Raw genomic sequence first — 18,302 nt, 5'->3', positions numbered from 1 at the left:
ATGCGAGATAAAAAATATCCAGAAAAACTGTCACAAAATCCGTTTTTCTGGTTTCTCTATAATACAGGTATCAAATTGAAAGTGAGGTTTAAACGAACATGTTAACCATAGAAAATGAAGAAAATCATGCTTCTAATATGACCTTTGAAGATTTATTTAAGCAGTACTATGCTTATGCTGTGAAACAGATTATATGGATTGTTAAAGATCAATCTATCGCTGAAGAGTTAGCACAAGAAGTATTTTTACAATTATATCGTAGCGATTGGAAAGGAATTAAAAATATACCTGGATGGTTGATTAAATCTTCTACTTATGTAGCTTATAACCATTTTCGATTTGAAAAAAGGCAGCAAGCGAAGATTGATAAGGAAATACAATACCATGAAGTACAAAATGTATCATCATTAGACGATGATTGGATAAGAAAAGAAGAAATTACAAAGGTCCAAACGATACTAAATAAAATGAATGATCGAGAACGAACCCTTTTACTAATGAAATTCTCTGGTTTTCAATATAAAGAAATTGCAGAAGTACTTCAAATTGAAATATCTTCTATTGGAACATTATTGGTCCGAGCCAAAATGAAATTTCGCAAGATTTATAAACAAATGGAGGAGGCATAACAAATGAAATGTTATGATATCGGATTTATTCAAACATATATTGATGGAGAACTTTCTCATGATATAAGAAAGGAATTCACAAAGCACCTAGATACATGTGAAGCATGCCAAGATTTATTAGTAGAAATCAATAGATTAAATCAATGGGAAAACGTAATGCTAGATGAAGAGTCTGCAAATTCACCACAAGAAATCAAAATTGATATAGAACAAGCATGGAAAACATTTGAAAGTCGTTCCAAGTTAGACAATGTTTCTAATATAAATCACAAAAAACAACAAAAGAAGGGAATCTTTACAAACATGAGTAAAAAATCAAAGCGTTTCATTTATACAGCAGTAGCTGCAGCAGCACTTTTTACAACAGCAATGATTCCACAAGTACAAGTGGCGGCTACAAATGTTGCTTCATATTTTTCTAATGCAATTACAAATGATAAAGTTGTAAATGAAGGAATAAAAGATGAAAATGGTATCACACAAGATATGATGAAGAATGGTAAATATATTCCTATTGATGAAAAAATTACAGATCAAGGTATTACTGTACATCTCAAAGAAGTATTTATCGCAGATTCACGTATATCAGTTCATTATAGAATGGAAAAAGCTGATGGAAGTTTAGTACCATTTGAATTTGATACATCAGGATTAAATCTCAAAAGTGATGGTAAAATTAATGGACAACAAGAAGAAAACCCTGAGATTAAAAATGATGGGAGACTATCATTTATCCATGATGCAGATGATCGTCTTCCTTTTGAACTTGTGGCAGCAGGTCAAAAGTTAGATAAAATAGGCATCCGTGATAATGATAGACCCGAAGGTGTTGCTACATTTGTTATAACTAATGAAGAAAAAGACGTTTTTAAACAGCCTCTTACTTTAGACGTAAATATAACTAGAATTGGAAAAGTAAATGGATCTTGGAAAGCTCAAATTCCAATTGATACTTCACATTTGAAAAATAATACGAATTAACATGAAAAAAAGAATAGAACGATATGTATCTAATTCTCAGTTTATATATTTCCTTGTTTTCGTTACATTTATTTCTTATATAGTTTTTATTCTATCTTTTATTTATGATTTAAGACCATTACAAGAAAAAGATCTCTAAAAAAGTAGGGAAATAAATAACCGATTTCTTAACATATAAGGAATCGGTTATTTTGTATTTAAAATGCGTCTAGACGTACAATTTTCTTTTTTTATAAAAAAGCAAAGATACCCTAAGGTGACTTACTCCGACTTGAGCTATGTTTAGTTGTTTTGTTTATTGAGAAATACAATAATTTATTTATGCTGGCCGTCTGTATGAAATCCTTTTGTAGTCCATGCAACGGTTAACAAGAAGATAATAGCAGTGAAGACACCTAAAAAAAACACTACTTGATCCACATAGATAATGCAGCATTTGTGTCAATGGCTAGAAAGATAAGCATTACTGTGTATCTATTGAATCTCAGTATAGACAATCTCCCAATGGGACTATATTTAAGGGCATTTCATCATTTTTTTGTTCCGTAAAACATTGTACTTCCTAGTGAAGAGAAATTCAGTTTTATTTCTATAACTCGCCCTGTTTCCACTCTTTATTATGGATATCTAATCCTTCTTGGCCAAAGAAATGGAGAATAAATTCTTTTTCATCACTATCAGTTTTTTTAGCTAGTTTAGATCCCTCCATACTTTTCTTTTTTCCTGAACGTAAATAATGAATTTCTTCAAAGTCTTTAACTACAGATTCGAACTCTCCATCATACCATTTGTTCAGAATAGATTCATATTTTGGTCTTTCATCATTATTAATAACATTTAAGTTGTTTTTTAAGTATTGAATGTTTTCTTTCGTCATTTGCCATCGCCCTACATCACGGGTACCGGAAACATGAAGATTATTCCCATTGAATGTGAGTTTTTGTAAAGACATATGTATCATCATATCATTTATAGTTTGCTCATTTTGGATTTCACCAATCGACTGTGCCGCTTTAGAGAGTTCATCTTCACTTACTACATAACTATCTTTTTGCTGCTTTTGAATGGTTTGAACTTTCGGTTTTTCCTGAACCTTTTCTTCTTGTTTAGGTTTTGATTCAGTTGTAGTCTTCTCATTTGAGCTACAAGCAGCCATTCCCATAAGCAATGTACCGCATGTTAAAGCCATTAGTAACTTTCGGTTCATTTTTTTCCGCCTATCTGCATTAGTTATTTTAAACAGTTTTTTAATGTAAGATTTCTCATCTCATAGTAGCAAAGAATGTATCTGTATATTGTCATGTTTTGTCGAAGAATAATAAAAAAACAACCTAGATCCCATAGGATCTAGGTTCCTTTTAATACGTAAACGTAATCGTCACTAAAGAATACCCTTCTTTCGCATTGTAAGGCTCCGCTTTATAAGAAACTCGATTTGCCCCTTGCGGATAATCGATTTCACCAATTGCCTTTTTCACATCTTGCAGTGCACCATTCATTGATTGCTTGTATAGCACTTCAATTTTCTCTGGTTTTGCACTATAGCGTTGCTGCATTTTATTTTTTAATTCGGTATAGTTATTTGCGATATATTCATTTCCTAAATATTTTAACTTTGTATCTTTTAATATTTGTTGATATGCAGGCGTTTTCGTACTACCTGCCGCAATTTTGTTTGTCAGTGTACTATAATAATTCGTTGTAGCTTGCGGGTAGTCTCCGCGGTTCCACTCATGATTTCTTGCGATTTGTTCATCTGATAAATTGAAATACGAATACGTTACGCGGCCCTGCTCATCTGGAACCGGATCATCAAATGTTGTATCAAGATGATACCATTTGTTTTCGATTTTCACTAAATTCCAAGCATGAGGTTGTCCGTCCCCAGTTCCTGTCACGAAATGATTTTCAATTCCTGCTTCTTTTAATAATTGATACGTTAATAGTGCGTAACCTTGGCAAACCGCAGAACGATTTACAAGTGCTTCATATGCTGTGTAAGCTTTATAAGACGTATCATAAGAAACATGTTTTACTACGTAATCATGAATCGCCTTCACTTTTTCGTGATCATCCATTCCAACTTGAGTAATAGAAGAAACGATTGCTTTCGCTTGTTTCATGACATATTCCGTCTGTTCTTTCGTTTCACGATATGTAATCTTAAGCGTAAACGTATAATTTCCAGGTGATCCAGAAAGTCCATATGAAACATTCGATCTATTATTATTTGTATACTCATTTTTACTTGCAACTTCTTTATATGCGTTAAAAAGTGTATTCATCACTTCGTTTGTATTATTGTTTTTCGTTTTATATGGAAGTGTAATATTTGTCTCGTATGTATTAATACGCTTTTGTACTTCCTCTTTAAACGCTGTTAATAATGCAGCATCTCCTGTATCTTTCACATCGGCATTTTTATATTTTAAAGTTTTATATAAAAACTGCGCATACTGTTCACGTGTTACTGTGCCATACGGTTCAAAATTCCCGTTCCCTGTGCCATCTGCGATTCCATTTGACTGCACTGCACTAATTGCGTTTTCTGCCCAAAATGGATTTGGAACATCCTTAAAGGTATGTTTTTGTTTTGCCGCAAGATGGAAAGCATTTGTAAGAATTTGTGCCATTTCCGCACGACTCACAGAAGCTTTCGGTCTAAATTGGCCATTTTCATCACCTTTAAAAACTCCTAAATTCGTTAAAGTTAATACCTCTTCTGGAAACATTGTAGAACTTTGATTAATATCACCGTAAGGATTTTTAAACGTAGACCCATCCTTTAATACGTAACGAGTTCCATCATTACTAAACGAACCGCCTTGTTTATTCGGTACTAACACTCGATAAATTAAAGCCGCAACTTGCTCCCTTGTCGCAACATCTCCAAAACCAAATATCCCATTCCCATAACCGGAAATAATATTTTTACTCGCTAAATCTTTAATCGCAGGATATGACCAATGTGATGTCGGCACATCAGAAAAAACACCCACTTCAGCAGCCTTCACACCACTGCCATTTGTATATAACAACGCACCACCAATCAGTGATAATGATGTAATTGATTTTAATAGTTTTGTATACATAATGTCTTCTCCCAATACGTTCTCTATTTTTGTTGGTTTATGTCGAAAAATCTAAAAATATGACAAAATATATTATACAATTAAAAGTTTTTGAGGGATATATTGAATTTTAAAATATGCAAAAATTCATATTGTTATAAGGATTCATAGTGATATTATGTTATTTTACTTGCGAATATATAAATAAAAAAACGCTCATCTGAGCGTTTCATCTATATACTTATTAGTTACTTCTTCTTCACTTAGAACTCTTCTTTGGTAATCATCCTTCGATCTAACAACTCTTTATACTTCAATATTTCTTCAGCCCCACGGCTCTCCATGCGTATATTGTATAACACTTGTTGTATTGACCTTTGATTGGTCCGTTGAAACATTTACTCCATTTAGAGATAATTCTATTGAATTTTTCACTACTAATCACAAAAATATCTTATAATCTTTATATAACAAATTAATGTATTAGGAGTAGATAAAATGCCAGTTACACTCGAACTTATTCTTTTCATTCTTATAGCAATTAGTGCTGTTGGCTATTTAATAAAAGAATTTCAAAAAACTAGGAAACGAACACTTGGAATTTCACTAGAATTTTTAGTTCTTTTCTGGTCAATATGGAGAATATCAACTATCATAATCTAATTTATAAAACATAAATTCCTTCGAATGAAGTGAAACTCTAATCAGCGGGGGGGTTTATAGGATAAATTTACCGGTATTTTTACCACAACATTCATGTTAAAATCCCTTGTGAGTACGACATAACTCGACCTTATGAAGCTCCGCAGCTTTTATCGCGGAGCTTTTTTTATTTAAAATAACTATTTTGTTCATTTTTTTGATACATTTACGAAACATTCATATGTTACGTTATATAAGTCCTTTTTTAAATCTTATTCATTCTAGCAAAAAGTCCTAGTCCCCCTAGGGCTTTTTTGCATTCAAACAATGAGTTGTATTTTTTCTCAATAATCGAAACTACTTAACATAGTAAAATAATAATCGGACTGGCATTCAATACCATATTACAATGGATCAAATCGCAAAAAGGCACCTTAGGGTGTCTTTTTTATAGAGAATCAGTTTAAAAACTAAAAATAAAAGAACCTCAATAAATGAGGTTCAAAAAATCTACTATTTTAAATTACCTTCGTAAAAAGCAACTCCATGTTGAACATGTTTTAAATACCACGTAATCGTCCCGCCACAAACATTTTCATTAAAACTATTAGCATATACTCCATTTGAGTAATAAAGAGTTCTTTTGAATTTACCATTAGAATACTCATAAGGAATGGAGCAGGCTGCTTGCTTCGGAGAGCTCACAGCTTTTTGTGTATCAGCTGAAGCTGCACCCATTCCTCCTGTTAATGCAATACCTGTTGCTAACGCTCCTACTACTAATTTCTTGAACATAATAAATCCCCCTTTAATAGTTTTTATAGATTACAACTTAAATGTATCACTTTTGTAATTTATGTAAATATCTTGAATATGTAGAAATATTTATTTAATTATTAGTAATATTAGGATTTTATTTTATCAAATGGAAAATAGAGGAATTAGAGAAGCATGTGAAAATACAGATAGGTTTATATTAAACGAATGTGGTCCAAGTCGGCGTAAGGCACCTTAGGGTGTCTTTTTTGTACATAAAAAAATCTCACCATCTTATAGAAACGATAAGCCCTTTAAAACAATAATTGCAACTATATTAATTTTACATTACATTAAGGTTAGAGAATGTTCTTATATTAATAAAGTGCTAAATAGTAGGTGGCAAAATGGAATTTAACGATTTGGGTATTACCATTAAAGAACTTAGAATTAAAAAAAATATATCACAATCCGAATTATGTCATGGAATATGTTCACAAAGTCAAATTAGCAAGATTGAAAAAGGTATGATTTATCCATCTAGTATATTGTTATATCAATTATCAGAAAGACTTGGTATTGATCCGAATAACATATTTGCACTAACTCAAAACAAAAGATTAAAATATGTAGAAAACGTAAAATACGTAATAAAAGATTGCTTAAAGCAAAAACAATATAAAGAACTTTATGAAATAGTAAAAAAAGAGAAAAACTTAAATAATTTTCAAACAAAAGATGAGAAACAATTTCTAATGTGGCATGAAGCAATTGCTATATTTATGGTGGATAAATCAATAAAAACTGCTTTAGATTTTTTAAATAATGCATTAAAACTGACTTTAACTAATTCTGATTTTTTATCAGAAAGAGAAATAGATATTATGCAAACAATGGCTATATTTTATGCAGAAAATAAAGAATATGAAAAAAGTATTAATATATTCAAAAGATGTTTAACTAATTTTAATAAATTAGATTTTCCTAGAGATAAAGAAATTAAATTAAAACTCATGTTAAATTTAGCAAAATGTTTCGACTTCACATATCAACATGAAGAGGCAATAAAGTATATTGATAAGGGTATCAAATTAGCAATTAATCTAAATACTTTATACTTACTAGGTGAACTATTCTATTTAAAAGGTCAGTGTTTATTAAAAATGAAACAACATAATGTAGAAGATGTTATTTATAACTGGAAAAAAGCATTATTTATATTTGAACTAACAGAAAAAGAATATTATACAAAAATGCTACCAGATGAACTTATTGAATTACAAAATAAAAAACACTCATAATTTCGTAAAAACTACTTACAAATCCTACAGAAAAAATTCTTATAGCTTTTAAACTTAGATCGATAATATTAAAATTAATTTAAGTCGGCGAAAGGCACCTTTTGGTGTCTTTTCTTTATTTTTACAAGGACCTGCTCAATTAATTCTTAAGAACATACTGAGAAGCATTGTTTTATTTATCTCATTTTCATTCATGCTATATATAAAATTCTTTAATAAATCCACCTCAAACATACTTATATGCATAGGAGTATGTTTGAGGTGGAACTTCTTCAAATACTAGTTCCTTTTATAAACCGTTTTTTGATGTAGATGACATTATTCTCAATACAATAGAATGAATTATGGGAACATATTTAGCAATATATATCAAAAAATAATATTAAAAACCCCCTCCACCTTAAGGTAGAAGGGATCTTCTAATTTCTATTTCAAACTACCCGAAATCTCCGTAAAGGTACCCCAAGCGCATGTGCACCTGCATCTGAATATCCTAAACTTCTTTCACCAACTACCGCTCCTCTGCCGAATGATCTTTCACCGATAGATTATATGCCTTGAAGTGCTGTTTGCAACATTTCAATTCAGATATACGACAGTAAAGAATACATCATCACTGTGTCAGCAAGCAAAAGTGTATTCTGCATTTCTGAAAACAGTAGATGGCAGATTATGACCTACTGAATCTGCTAAGAAAGAATATACAAGAACATCCTTAACATCCTCTCTATTTCCACTAATGATGACATCAAGGAAATCTTCTACTTGGAATTCTGGAGTAAACAACACAATCTTAGTTGTTCTGTTTGGTTCTAAAGAAACAAAAGTACGAGAGATTTCAACTAATTCATTTTGAGTTGGGAAAAAGGTGTTTCGACTTCTCTTAACAGTTACCGTTACATTACTAGTATGACAGCGTGAATCATTGTTTAACATAATGTTGAGAGCAGTTGGAATAATCCCATTTTCAGAAACTGGAACTCGAAACACTCCAGTAGATTTATGAGCCATATAATCACATCCTTCCAAAATAAAATATATTTACAATATATTAAATGCAAAAAACGTTCATTTTGATATGGACAAATTACATGATTAATATATCTATAATAACCCTCGGTATTACTAAGCCAATGTTTTAAAAGATTAACAAATATCGCGAGAACCAATCGAATGTATATTAAAAGTAAAAAGAATAAGTTGTCTAAAAGACCCCCTATTTTGATCCAATAATGAGACATTATGTTAATCTTATATGTATAGTTGCACAAAATTGAGAAACTTAAGGAGACAGATAAATTTTATGAGAAAATTATCTATATTACTTACTTTCATTCTAGTATTAGTCAGTGTTACGGCTGCTTGCACACAAGATAAAACAGATAGTGCCGTTGAAAATGGTCCAATAGAAGAACCAACCGCAAAAAATGAAAATGAAGAATTAATAAATTTTGAAGAAAAAGAAGATATGAGCCGCTTGGAACAAGGTATTTTATTAGTTGGTGAGAGTGTTAAGGGAGGCTATTACTTGACCGCTGTTCAAAGTGCCTATTTAAATGCTAGCAACGATTCCGTAGTTGTTAATGTCTCTGTAAAAAATGTACGAGGTCAAACGATTGGACTATCAGAATTAAAATATAACTTAAAAGATGAAAAAGCCGGAAAGATCTATAAAGGAAAGGTGCTTGATCAAAACCCTTCTGATATACAAGTTAAACCAAATGAAACGGTAGAATTGAAAATAGCTTTTGAAGTACCACGTACCGCAGATGAATATATGTTTTATATTGAAAGCTCTTTAGACCCTCTACAAACATACTGGAAAATTGATAAGCTGCAATCACAAACAAACTAAGTCTAAAATAAGCAAAAAACAATGAAAAATTTAATATAGATACAAATGAATACTATATAAACGTAAGACCATCGATTTAATGAATCGTTGGTCTTTTTCAAAAAATGCCCCATTAAAAACTAAGAGATAAAAAAGAACTAATCTCGAGAAGAGATTAGCTCAATATATCCAAAGCTATTATGGTACATAGTTTTATGAGCAAACGTTATATAATGTTGTATGGGATACATAACCTGTCATCCCTTTATATGTAACTTTTAACCACTGTTTAGAATTACTGTAATGACCTTGAACATATTCACCAGTTACCCATGTTCCAGTAATTTTCGTACCATCATTAAATGTATGTAAGACAGGTGAATCGACAGTATAACCACTGCGCATCTTTGCACCATATACACCTACCGTACCTCCCTTTGCACAAGCTGCTACTACATTTTGATTTTCAGTAGCATTCGTAGCCGCGAAAGCAGAGCCGTTAAATGTAAATAAAGTAAATATAAAAGCTGTTAGTACTGTACAAATAGATAAACGACGTAACAAAATAAATTCCCCCTTTTTTTATAATTTACTTCTTCACAAATGATTATCTTAAATATTCTAACTATTTTCAATATATTAATGTTGAGAAATATTAGTTGTATTTTTGAAATAAGATTTTATCAAAAATAGTAACAAACTCATATTTTACTGAGAAAGAACCGAAAGAAGTCTTCTACATATCAACTATATAAAAATCCCTCCACCTTAAGGCAGAGGGACTTTCTAATTCCTATTTCAAACTACCCGCAATCTCCGTAAAGATAACTCCAAGCGCATGTGCACCTGCATCAGGGTATCCTAAACTTCTTTCGCCAACTGTACCAGCGCGGCCCATGCGAGCTACGATTTCTTTCGTGTACTCTGCTCCTTTAACGGCTGCTTCTGCACCTTTTTCAAAGGCAGTTTTTACGTCTACTTCGTTTGAGGCGCTATCTAACCAAGAATCTACACATGGAGCAAGTGCGTCAACAAGTGTTTTGTCACCAACTACTGCTCCTCTGCCGAATGATCTTTCACCGATCGATTGGATGCCTTGCAATGCTGCTTGCAGCATTTCAGCGAATTCTTTCACTGTTAACTCACGCTTCTCGGCTGCTGCTTTACTAGCTGCGCGGAATGCACCGCCCCAAATTGGACCAGATGCGCCACCGCAATGTTCCATAATAATCATCGAACAGCCGTCAAGGAATGATCCGATCGTTACGTTTTCTTGTTCTACAATAGAGTGCCACTCACGTTTTAATTGCTTAAATCCTTTTGCCACACTCATTCCGAAGTCGCCATCACCAGCATGCGTATCTAGCTCACAGAACGGTACTTCATTTTTAATAATAATATCGCTCATTTTATCAACGAGATAAATCATGTTGTTTAATGTAATAACATTATCTTTAATAACAGCGTGCTCTTCCGCAGTTTCTAGTTCAAATGAAACTTCCTTCTCTTCTGTCTCTTCAAGTACATTTACGTACTCTACACTTTCAACTGGACCGTCTACTTTAAACGCTGGTGTATTACATTCTTTTGATAGTAATGTTTTTAGCTCTTCATCTAACTTCATTACCGTTAAAGACATACCAGCCATATCAATACTTGTCATATAGTTACCGACGAATACTCTATTAATTTTAATGTTTCTTGCAGCTAGTTCTCTCGTAACTGCGTTGTTAAATAAGTAAAGTTCTTGCAGTGGTGTTCCGCCAAAACCGTTAACTAGAATTGCGATTTCCTCGCCATCTTTTACTCCTAAATCTTTTACAAGGTCATTTGTCATACGGTTCGCTAGTTCATCTGCTGACAGCATTTTTTCACGCTTAATTCCTGGTTCGCCGTGAATACCTACACCGTATTCCATTTCATCTTCCGCAAGTGTGAAAGTAGGTGATCCACTCGCTGGAACTGTACAAGACGTTAATGCTAAACCGATTGTGCGCACGTTAGCCGCTGCTTTTTCTGCTACAGCTTTCACCGCTCCTAAATCCATACCTGCTTCCGCTGCTGCGCCGGCAATTTTATGAACTAAAATAACGCCCGCAACGCCGCGGCGTCCTACTGTGTACAGGCTATCTTCTACCGCAATATCATCGTCCACCTTTACGTAGTCGACTTCAATTCCATCTTCCGTCGCTAAATGCGCACCGTTTTTGAAATTCATAATATCGCCGCTATAATTTTTAATAATTAATAACGTACCTTTTTTACTAGCTGTCTCTTTAATCGCTTGGTATACCTGAATTTGTGAAGGTGACGCAAACACATCTCCGCACACTGCCGCATCTAACATTCCTTTTCCGACTAATCCTGCATGTGCCGGCTCGTGACCACTACCGCCTCCACTAATTAACGTTACTTTATTTTCGTTCATTTCTTTCTTCTTAATCACTTTATATTTTTTCAAAAGCTCAAGCTCTGGATGAGCCATAACCATTCCGTTGCACATTTCCATTACTAATGTTTCTGGTTTGTTTATAATCTTTTTCATTGTAGTTCTCCCTCAATTCCTTTAATATATTGTGATATATTTGAAATCTTCTTCTTACTAACCATGTTAAAATGAAAGCGTTTTATAGTAAACGGACAAAATGGACAATCTGTCTAAAGACACCGCTCTCATTTATAGATAGGATTTTCATATTAATAACATTCTAGGGATGATTCAGATGACCTCTTCTATAATTTCTAAAAAGATAATCGCGAACTCATTGAAGTATTTAATGGAAACAGAGTCGTTTCATAAAATATCAGTGAGCGATATTATGTTACACTGTCAAATGCGTAGGCAAACTTTTTATTATCATTTTAAAGATAAATTTGAACTATTAAGCTGGATTTATAGAGAAGAAACGAAGGAAAACATTATCGACTTTCTCGATTATGAAACGTGGGAAAACATTTTCGATTTATTATTTGATTACTTTTATGAAAATCAAAAATTTTACCGAAATGCTTTTAAAGTCATTGAGCAAAACTCGTTTAATCACTATTTATTTGAGCATACGAAAAACTTATATATGAAGATTATCGATGAACTATCTGTGAGCTGTGGATTCAGCCTTTCTGATGAGACAAAAAATACGATTGCCTCCTTTTATAGTCACGGCTTCGTTGGAACGATAAAAGATTGGATTGAAAGTAAGTGCGAAGTAGATCCTTCCATTATGTCTTCTCTTATGAAAAATATGATAAACAATCAATTACTACTATTACTGGAGCAATCAGCAAAGTAATTAAAGGGTGGCAAAAGCAATGAAAAAGATTATGAATGATGTACAAAATATCGTTCAAGATATGCTGCACGGCTTTTATTTTGAACATAACGACAAAGTAAATTACGATGAAACGAATAACATCATTTATGTAAAAGATATCGAAAAAATGAAGCAAGACGTCGCTATTATAAGTGGCGGTGGTAGCGGACATGAACCTGCTGATATTGGCTATGTAGGAAAAGGTATGCTTACAGCGGCAGTAAACGGAAGCATCTTCACTCCGCCTACAGTGGAACAAATTGCGGCGGCAACTCGCCTTATGCCAAAAGATAAAAGTATACTATTCATTATTAAAAACTTTAAAGATGACGTTGAGAACTTTCTTGCGGCAAAGCAGATTGCTAAAGAAGAAGGAAGAAAAATTGACCACATCATCGTAAATGACGACGTTTCAATTGAAGATGATGCTTCTTTTAATAAAAGAAGACGCGGCGTCGCTGGTACTGTTTTCGTTCAAAAAATACTTGGTGCGGCCGCTCTTGAAGGCCATTCTCTAGAAGAACTAACAACACTTGGCCGCTCTATCACTAAAAACTTACACACATTAGGAGTTGCTCTTTCCCCTGTCAACGATCCAGTAAAAGGAAAAGCTTCATTCACATTAAATGACGATGAAGTGTTTTATGGCGTAGGCATTCACGGAGAAAAAGGTTACCGTAAAGAAGCACTATCCTCTTCTGAAATATTAGCGATCGAACTAATGAACAAACTAAAAAGCATTTATCGCTGGAGAAAAGGAGACAACTTCGCTATCCTCATTAATGGACTCGGCGCAACTCCATTAATGGAACAATACATTTTCGCAAACGACATTCGCCGTTTGTGTGAACTTGAAGGATTGCAAGTGACATTCGTAAAGGTTGGTACACTGTTAACTTCTTTAGATATGAAGGGTGTTTCGCTTAGTTTGCTTAAGGTAGAGGATTTGGATTGGGTGAAGTGGTTGAAGGCGGATGTTAGAGTGGGTAATTGGTAAGTAAAAATTATGATGATAAAAGCCTTTAACTATAACAAGTTAAAGGCTTTTTGCAAATTGAAATATCACTCGAGCATTCAAAAGAAATTCGTAATTGCCTCACTGAATGATGACAGGTCTTCCAAATAAAGCTGGATGATAAATTAACATCGCTCCTACAAATGAACATACTAAACAAAAAATAGCCTCGTATTTTATAACTAGAGAAGAGCTGGTATCAAGCTTTTCCCCCTCTCTTTTAAATATCATTTTTAAAGCTCTATATAATAAATACCCAATAATCGCCCCGAGGGTGTTCGTAAATAAATCATCAATATCTGTAATTCTATTATTTAACAATTGATTTAACTCAATTGCCAATGAAAAAAAGAATCCTGCACATACCGTGTTTTTTATTTTTCTAAAATACGGCCAAATCATCGGTAATAAAAAACCGAACGGCATAAACAGTACGATGTTCAAAAGATACGTAGTACTACCTACCGTATCAAATAGAGTCAAGTTAATTTGACTTACACGAATCCACGTTTCATATCTACTTATATCCCATACAGTCGCGATTTGCGTCACCTTATACACAAGCGAAAGGTAAAATAGAAAAACATGCACCCATAGAAAATGCCGAATAGATATATTGTTTTTCGCTTTAAAATAACATCCAATTTGAAATACAATACAAAACATAATTGTAAAAAAATACGTATACAAATAACTCATCAAAACTTCTGTATGCATGTGGAATCCCCTAACTTTACATTTTCATCTATTATTTAGAACATAGTTTAAGAACCAGTACTTTGTTCATATATTTAATCTTTTACTTTGTCTTCGAATATAGGGAATATATTAAAAATAAAAAAATCCCCACTTATTCATTTTCAGTCTCCTCCTTGATGTAACTTGTTTATAGGATAGGAAAAACTTTTAAAATAAAAAGTGGGGGAAATATAAAATTTTCCTTAAATTTTATGTTAGATTTTATTATTACTCTAATTACTAATCCGCTATTCGTTGTTAGGCAACAGTATGCTGAAACTTAGGTTTCACTTTATCCCTTCTCATCCCTCATACTGTAATACCCCAAATTAATAATAACCAAGAAATACCCACCCATAATTCCAGCAGCGAATGTCCACATGAATTCATGGTGTTCAATTTCATACATAATAATCGCGCCGAGTATTGCGGCTGCGAACCGATTTATCATTCCAAGCATCGGTGCTTTTTCTTTTTTTACAATGCTATCTCCGAACTTTTCAATACGCCTTCCTAAAATCCAGGCGCAGTACATACTCACCAAAAGGCCAATGCTTATCCCTACGAACTGTGCTGAAAAAGGTGTCACAAGCCATCCCAATAACATTACGCCTAGCAAACAATACATTTGTATGTTGAATGATCTTAATGCCATACGAATCATGTTATTCTCCTTTATCTTTCTCATTGTAATCCCGTATCATCAATCCAATCTTCCTGGCTTCAAGCTTTCAGCTATATCTTTTTTAAAATGAGGGAATTTGATTTTGCTTACCATTAAATAAGCGAGTACGCATGTACCAAACGCCACGGAAACTGGATTCTTTAAAAAACATAAAATGAGGAGACACATTGCCGCGAATGGGATTGGCATGCCGATAAAGGTCGGGAGTTTGCTTTGCTGTGTGTTAAATCTTGCAAGCCGAAGCATGCCGCAAATACTGTAAGTGAGCGCGCATATCATCCCGATAGACTGCAAATCTTTTAACGAGGCACTATATGCCAGAATAGACGGTGCCACACCAAAAGTAACTAAATCCGCAAATGAGTCCAACTCTCCACCAATTTCCGAAACAGAATCAAGTTTCCGAGCGACCATACCATCTAAAAAGTCAAACAACATACCTGTAATAATAAAAACTGCTCCCAAATAAATATCGTGAACGAAAACAGCGTAAATAGCTAAAAGCCCACATACAAAATTTGCTATCGTAATCATATTTGGTATGAAACTCATAATACACTTCTCCTCCTTTCTACTAATTGCTTCATCTACGTTCTTACTCATTACAATCAAGATCTTTCTGTTTTTCTTCCAATATGACTTTATTTATTTTCGTTAACGTATCTGTCATTTGCTCTAGGGCGTTTATATCGATTTTAGAAAAATATTTCTCAATTAATACATCATCTAACTCCGACAACCGCTCTATATACTTACTACCGTTTGGACCAAGTGTAAGAAAATACTCCCGTTTATTATTAGGGTTTACTTGTTTTGAAATCATCTTCTGTTTCTCCAATTTAGATAAAACTTGACTAACGGCACTTTTTGATATATTAAAAGTAGTCGCAATGTGATTTGCTGTCGTGTTTTCATTTAAATTAATATGAAATAGCATGCTCTCTTGCTGTCCTGTAAGACCGAATTCATCTTTTAACTCCTGGAATAGTAAAATGTAGAATTCATTATAAGCTCGGTTCATTTCATTAATTACTTCTTTATACGTTCTAGTCATAGCGTTATTCCTCCATGCTTTTATTTCGTTTTGTTTAATAGTTAAGTTCACTTAACTTAACTATATTATACCGTTATGTTCGTGTAAAGGGAAATATAACTCTACACTTTACTCACAATGATACAAAAAGAAGACACTCTTCTAAAACAAGTTAAGTCCCTTCTTCCTCACCGCTTCCTTCATCCAAATACCCGATTAATCGTTCTGAATAATCAAAAAGAAAATCAATTAAATTCCATATAGACCCATTACTGGTTAAAATGTTATAATGGAATTACCCTACATAGTTACTCATAGCCAGACTGAGGAACTAGCGTCTTATTAAGTAATGCGCATAACTAAAATAAAAAAGACACTTTACGGTGTCTTTTTTATTTATATCCCTAGGAATTATCTCTTTTATAAACAGACTCTATCAAACAGTAAAGGAGACAAACAGATGGAACATCCTGTTGCAAGAGAATTACGTTTTATACGGGTATGTCTTATCATTTTGATTATTGTCATTGCATTCTGGGATCGTGAGAAAACTGTGGAAATTACTGATCACGGTAGCGACCCTATCTTAAACACCAGCAATATGACCCAAGTTGGTGAGAATACATTTGCATACAAAGACGAATCGAATCAAATTAAAATATTTAAGTTTAATCCAGATACAAATGAAATAAAATTAATAAAAGAGTTTTATGCTAACGAATATTAATTACATGAATTAAATAATTCAAATCTGTAGAAGACACTTTAAAGTGTCTTTTCTTTATGAACTACAAAGTATGAGGACCCAAACCATTAGCTACAATTACGACTAAGGCTTTTACTATATAAAAAATAAAACATAGTAAGAATAGAATACTCAATTAAATTATTTTTCACTTCACAAACTACATCCAAAAAGTTGGATAACTTCTTTTACTACTCATATTATTAATGAATAAAGCAATAACTACAATAACAACGGAGCCAATTAAAACTGGTGTTACTAAATAACTCCAACTATTTGCCCCTAAAATTACGATAATCGGATCGGCGCCTGCCGGAGGGTGCGTCGTTCTCGTTAACATCATAACGGCTATTGCCATCCCCACCGCTAAAGCAATTGTCCAATATTCATTCCCAAACAAATGATATATTGATAGACCAATGAAAGTTGAAATCAAATGTCCTCCAATAATATTACGCGGCTGAGATAATGGCGCATTCCAAACTCCAAACGCTAATACACAACTCGCACCAAATGGAGCCATTAATAATTCTGTAGAGGTTATGCTCGTTAAATATGTTAAGGTAAGAATTGTTAAAAATCCCCCTAGTAGTCCCGTTAAAGAGTCCTTTACATTTACTTGTAATGGGCTTCTTCCTTTCCCTTTCATTTTTGTAAAATATCGTACACTTATTGGTTGAGGATCTTTCTGCTTAGTTGCTGTTATATTATCCATCGTTCTCCTCCTTTATTTACCAACAATTATAACCCGGCATAACTAACCTGTAAATATTAATTTAAGGGGTTAGTTTTAAAATGCAAAAAAAGAATCAACTGTTATAAGTTGATTCTCTAAACTTCCTCAAATTTTCGATCCTGAAATTTTGCTACCTTTTTCCGGTTCCCACATATTTTCATAGAACACCATTTTCGTTTTCCACTCTTATCTATAAATAATAAAACACAGTCAGGATTTGAACACCTTTTAAGGGAAATAAGCTTATTTTCTGCTATTAACGTTAAAGCGTCAAATGCAATTAACGATGCGAGTACATCCTCGATTTCTCCAACTGGGATAGATACTAGCTGCTGTTCAATGATTTTATATGTAAATGGTGCCTTCTCAATTTGTTTTTCTAAATACGTAATAAAATCATTAGAAATTTCTTGCTGATCAGCAATTGCCTCAAACTGTTTTCTCAATACTTCTCTTACCTCTAATATGCTAGATGTAACTTGATCCATTCGCTTCTGAATTCCTATAAGTGTTTTTTCATTCCAAAAAGGAAGATTAACCTTTATTACATGTAGCCATTCTAATACATCTTCATCTGTTATTAATAAATCATAACGTTGTCCACGCCTAACTAACTCTGTATTTACTAAATCTAATGAGAGATTTCCCGATATAAGCGGGAATTGTTTTGTTTCCTGCATGTACTCATCACCTTCTCTTTAAATAATCATATTCCAAATTAATACAGAAGTACAACTTTTTTATAAACTACAAAGTATGAAGATTAAGGCCTTTAGCCATAATTACGACTAAAGGCTTTTTGTATGTAAGTAAATGAAAAAGGAG

The 18,302-nt window shown here is 33.1% G+C and carries 19 protein-coding genes and 1 pseudogene; 7 read left to right on the top strand and 13 right to left on the bottom strand.

From position 1 onward, the window contains the following. The first annotated feature begins 98 nt into the window (after window positions 1–98). On the top strand, window positions 99–629 hold the full coding sequence (locus ACTFN4_RS20730) for an RNA polymerase sigma factor SigX (protein ID WP_078386067.1): 531 nt from the start codon (window positions 99–101) through the stop codon (window positions 627–629). 3 nt (window positions 630–632) lie between these two features. Further along, on the top strand, window positions 633–1,610 hold the full coding sequence (locus ACTFN4_RS20725) for a DUF4179 domain-containing protein (protein ID WP_000650414.1): 978 nt from the start codon (window positions 633–635) through the stop codon (window positions 1,608–1,610). A gap of 589 nt (window positions 1,611–2,199) precedes the next feature. Here ACTFN4_RS20725 and ACTFN4_RS20720 read toward each other — a convergent pair. The 3 genes from ACTFN4_RS20720 to ACTFN4_RS20710 form a co-directional block, all read right to left on the bottom strand. After that, the gene (locus ACTFN4_RS20720; protein WP_065381974.1) at window positions 2,200–2,817 is read right to left on the bottom strand and encodes a DUF6241 domain-containing protein; all 618 of its coding nucleotides are present in this window, start codon (window positions 2,815–2,817) and stop codon (window positions 2,200–2,202) included. A 151-nt stretch (window positions 2,818–2,968) separates the two neighbouring features. Then, on the bottom strand, window positions 2,969–4,702 hold the full coding sequence (locus tag ACTFN4_RS20715; protein ID WP_439962725.1) for an S-layer homology domain-containing protein: 1,734 nt from the start codon (window positions 4,700–4,702) through the stop codon (window positions 2,969–2,971). Between the two features lie 1,134 nt (window positions 4,703–5,836). Next, a complete protein-coding gene (locus ACTFN4_RS20710; protein ID WP_000473820.1) occupies window positions 5,837–6,118 on the bottom strand; it encodes a hypothetical protein in 282 nt (93 codons plus the stop codon). Window positions 6,119–6,486: 368 nt separating this feature from the next. Between ACTFN4_RS20710 and ACTFN4_RS20705 the strand changes: the two genes are divergently transcribed. Then, window positions 6,487–7,380, top strand: coding sequence for a helix-turn-helix domain-containing protein (locus ACTFN4_RS20705; protein WP_000395468.1), 894 nt, complete (start codon window positions 6,487–6,489; stop codon window positions 7,378–7,380). A gap of 426 nt (window positions 7,381–7,806) precedes the next feature. Here ACTFN4_RS20705 and ACTFN4_RS20700 read toward each other — a convergent pair. Continuing rightward, window positions 7,807–7,907 (bottom strand): annotated as a pseudogene (locus ACTFN4_RS20700) (DAK2 domain-containing protein); the annotation flags it as partial. A 94-nt stretch (window positions 7,908–8,001) separates the two neighbouring features. After that, complete coding sequence (locus ACTFN4_RS20695; RefSeq protein ID WP_000940664.1) at window positions 8,002–8,391, bottom strand: hypothetical protein; 390 nt, start codon at window positions 8,389–8,391, stop codon at window positions 8,002–8,004. A 292-nt stretch (window positions 8,392–8,683) separates the two neighbouring features. Here ACTFN4_RS20695 and ACTFN4_RS20690 point away from each other — a divergent pair, with 292 nt between their 5' ends. Beyond that, window positions 8,684–9,235, top strand: coding sequence for a DUF4352 domain-containing protein (locus tag ACTFN4_RS20690; RefSeq protein ID WP_439962723.1), 552 nt, complete (start codon window positions 8,684–8,686; stop codon window positions 9,233–9,235). A 192-nt stretch (window positions 9,236–9,427) separates the two neighbouring features. On the opposite strand, the gene ACTFN4_RS20685 is transcribed toward ACTFN4_RS20690, so the two are convergent. Together ACTFN4_RS20685 and dhaK are read right to left on the bottom strand one after the other, a co-directional pair. Then, entirely contained in the window at window positions 9,428–9,778 is a 351-nt protein-coding gene (locus ACTFN4_RS20685; protein ID WP_000946193.1) for an SH3 domain-containing protein, read from the bottom strand. Window positions 9,779–10,007: 229 nt separating this feature from the next. Beyond that, complete coding sequence (gene dhaK, locus ACTFN4_RS20680; protein ID WP_071740853.1) at window positions 10,008–11,759, bottom strand: dihydroxyacetone kinase subunit DhaK; 1,752 nt, start codon at window positions 11,757–11,759, stop codon at window positions 10,008–10,010. A 178-nt stretch (window positions 11,760–11,937) separates the two neighbouring features. Between dhaK and dhaS the strand changes: the two genes are divergently transcribed. Both dhaS and dhaQ read left to right on the top strand, forming a co-directional pair. Further along, complete coding sequence (gene dhaS, locus ACTFN4_RS20675) at window positions 11,938–12,504, top strand: dihydroxyacetone kinase transcriptional activator DhaS (RefSeq protein WP_000204220.1); 567 nt, start codon at window positions 11,938–11,940, stop codon at window positions 12,502–12,504. Window positions 12,505–12,523: 19 nt separating this feature from the next. Next, a complete protein-coding gene (gene dhaQ / locus ACTFN4_RS20670) occupies window positions 12,524–13,522 on the top strand; it encodes a DhaKLM operon coactivator DhaQ (RefSeq protein WP_000723364.1) in 999 nt (332 codons plus the stop codon). Between the two features lie 99 nt (window positions 13,523–13,621). Here the strand turns inward: dhaQ and ACTFN4_RS20665 are convergent, their stop codons facing one another. The 4 genes from ACTFN4_RS20665 to ACTFN4_RS20650 all read right to left on the bottom strand — a co-directional run bounded on the left by ACTFN4_RS20665 (window position 13,622) and on the right by ACTFN4_RS20650 (window position 16,017). Next, window positions 13,622–14,257, bottom strand: a complete 636-nt coding sequence (locus tag ACTFN4_RS20665; RefSeq protein ID WP_000556720.1) for a VanZ family protein — start codon at window positions 14,255–14,257, stop codon at window positions 13,622–13,624. A gap of 313 nt (window positions 14,258–14,570) precedes the next feature. After that, a complete protein-coding gene (locus ACTFN4_RS20660) occupies window positions 14,571–14,942 on the bottom strand; it encodes an ATP synthase subunit I (RefSeq protein ID WP_000620607.1) in 372 nt (123 codons plus the stop codon). A gap of 39 nt (window positions 14,943–14,981) precedes the next feature. Then, window positions 14,982–15,515, bottom strand: coding sequence for a CDP-diacylglycerol--serine O-phosphatidyltransferase (gene pssA, locus ACTFN4_RS20655; RefSeq protein ID WP_000008338.1), 534 nt, complete (start codon window positions 15,513–15,515; stop codon window positions 14,982–14,984). Window positions 15,516–15,558: 43 nt separating this feature from the next. Continuing rightward, window positions 15,559–16,017, bottom strand: a complete 459-nt coding sequence (locus ACTFN4_RS20650) for a MarR family winged helix-turn-helix transcriptional regulator (protein ID WP_000198939.1) — start codon at window positions 16,015–16,017, stop codon at window positions 15,559–15,561. A 439-nt stretch (window positions 16,018–16,456) separates the two neighbouring features. Between ACTFN4_RS20650 and ACTFN4_RS20645 the strand changes: the two genes are divergently transcribed. Further along, a complete protein-coding gene (locus ACTFN4_RS20645) occupies window positions 16,457–16,723 on the top strand; it encodes a YmzC family protein (RefSeq protein WP_000400965.1) in 267 nt (88 codons plus the stop codon). 178 nt (window positions 16,724–16,901) lie between these two features. Here the strand turns inward: ACTFN4_RS20645 and ACTFN4_RS20640 are convergent, their stop codons facing one another. After that, window positions 16,902–17,456, bottom strand: a complete 555-nt coding sequence (locus tag ACTFN4_RS20640) for an HPP family protein (protein WP_000368844.1) — start codon at window positions 17,454–17,456, stop codon at window positions 16,902–16,904. A 116-nt stretch (window positions 17,457–17,572) separates the two neighbouring features. Continuing rightward, window positions 17,573–18,157: a CGNR zinc finger domain-containing protein gene (locus ACTFN4_RS20635; RefSeq protein ID WP_001158435.1), complete on the bottom strand. Its 585-nt coding sequence runs from the start codon at window positions 18,155–18,157 to the stop codon at window positions 17,573–17,575. Window positions 18,158–18,302: the final 145 nt, after the last annotated feature.

The sequence above is a fragment of the Bacillus cereus group sp. MYBK95-2 genome (assembly GCF_051915225.1).
In the GTDB taxonomy this organism is placed as follows: Bacteria; Bacillota; Bacilli; order Bacillales; family Bacillaceae_G; genus Bacillus_A; species Bacillus_A cereus.
Note: the sequence above shows the minus strand (reverse complement) of the source record. Positions and strands in the feature narration are given on the sequence as shown.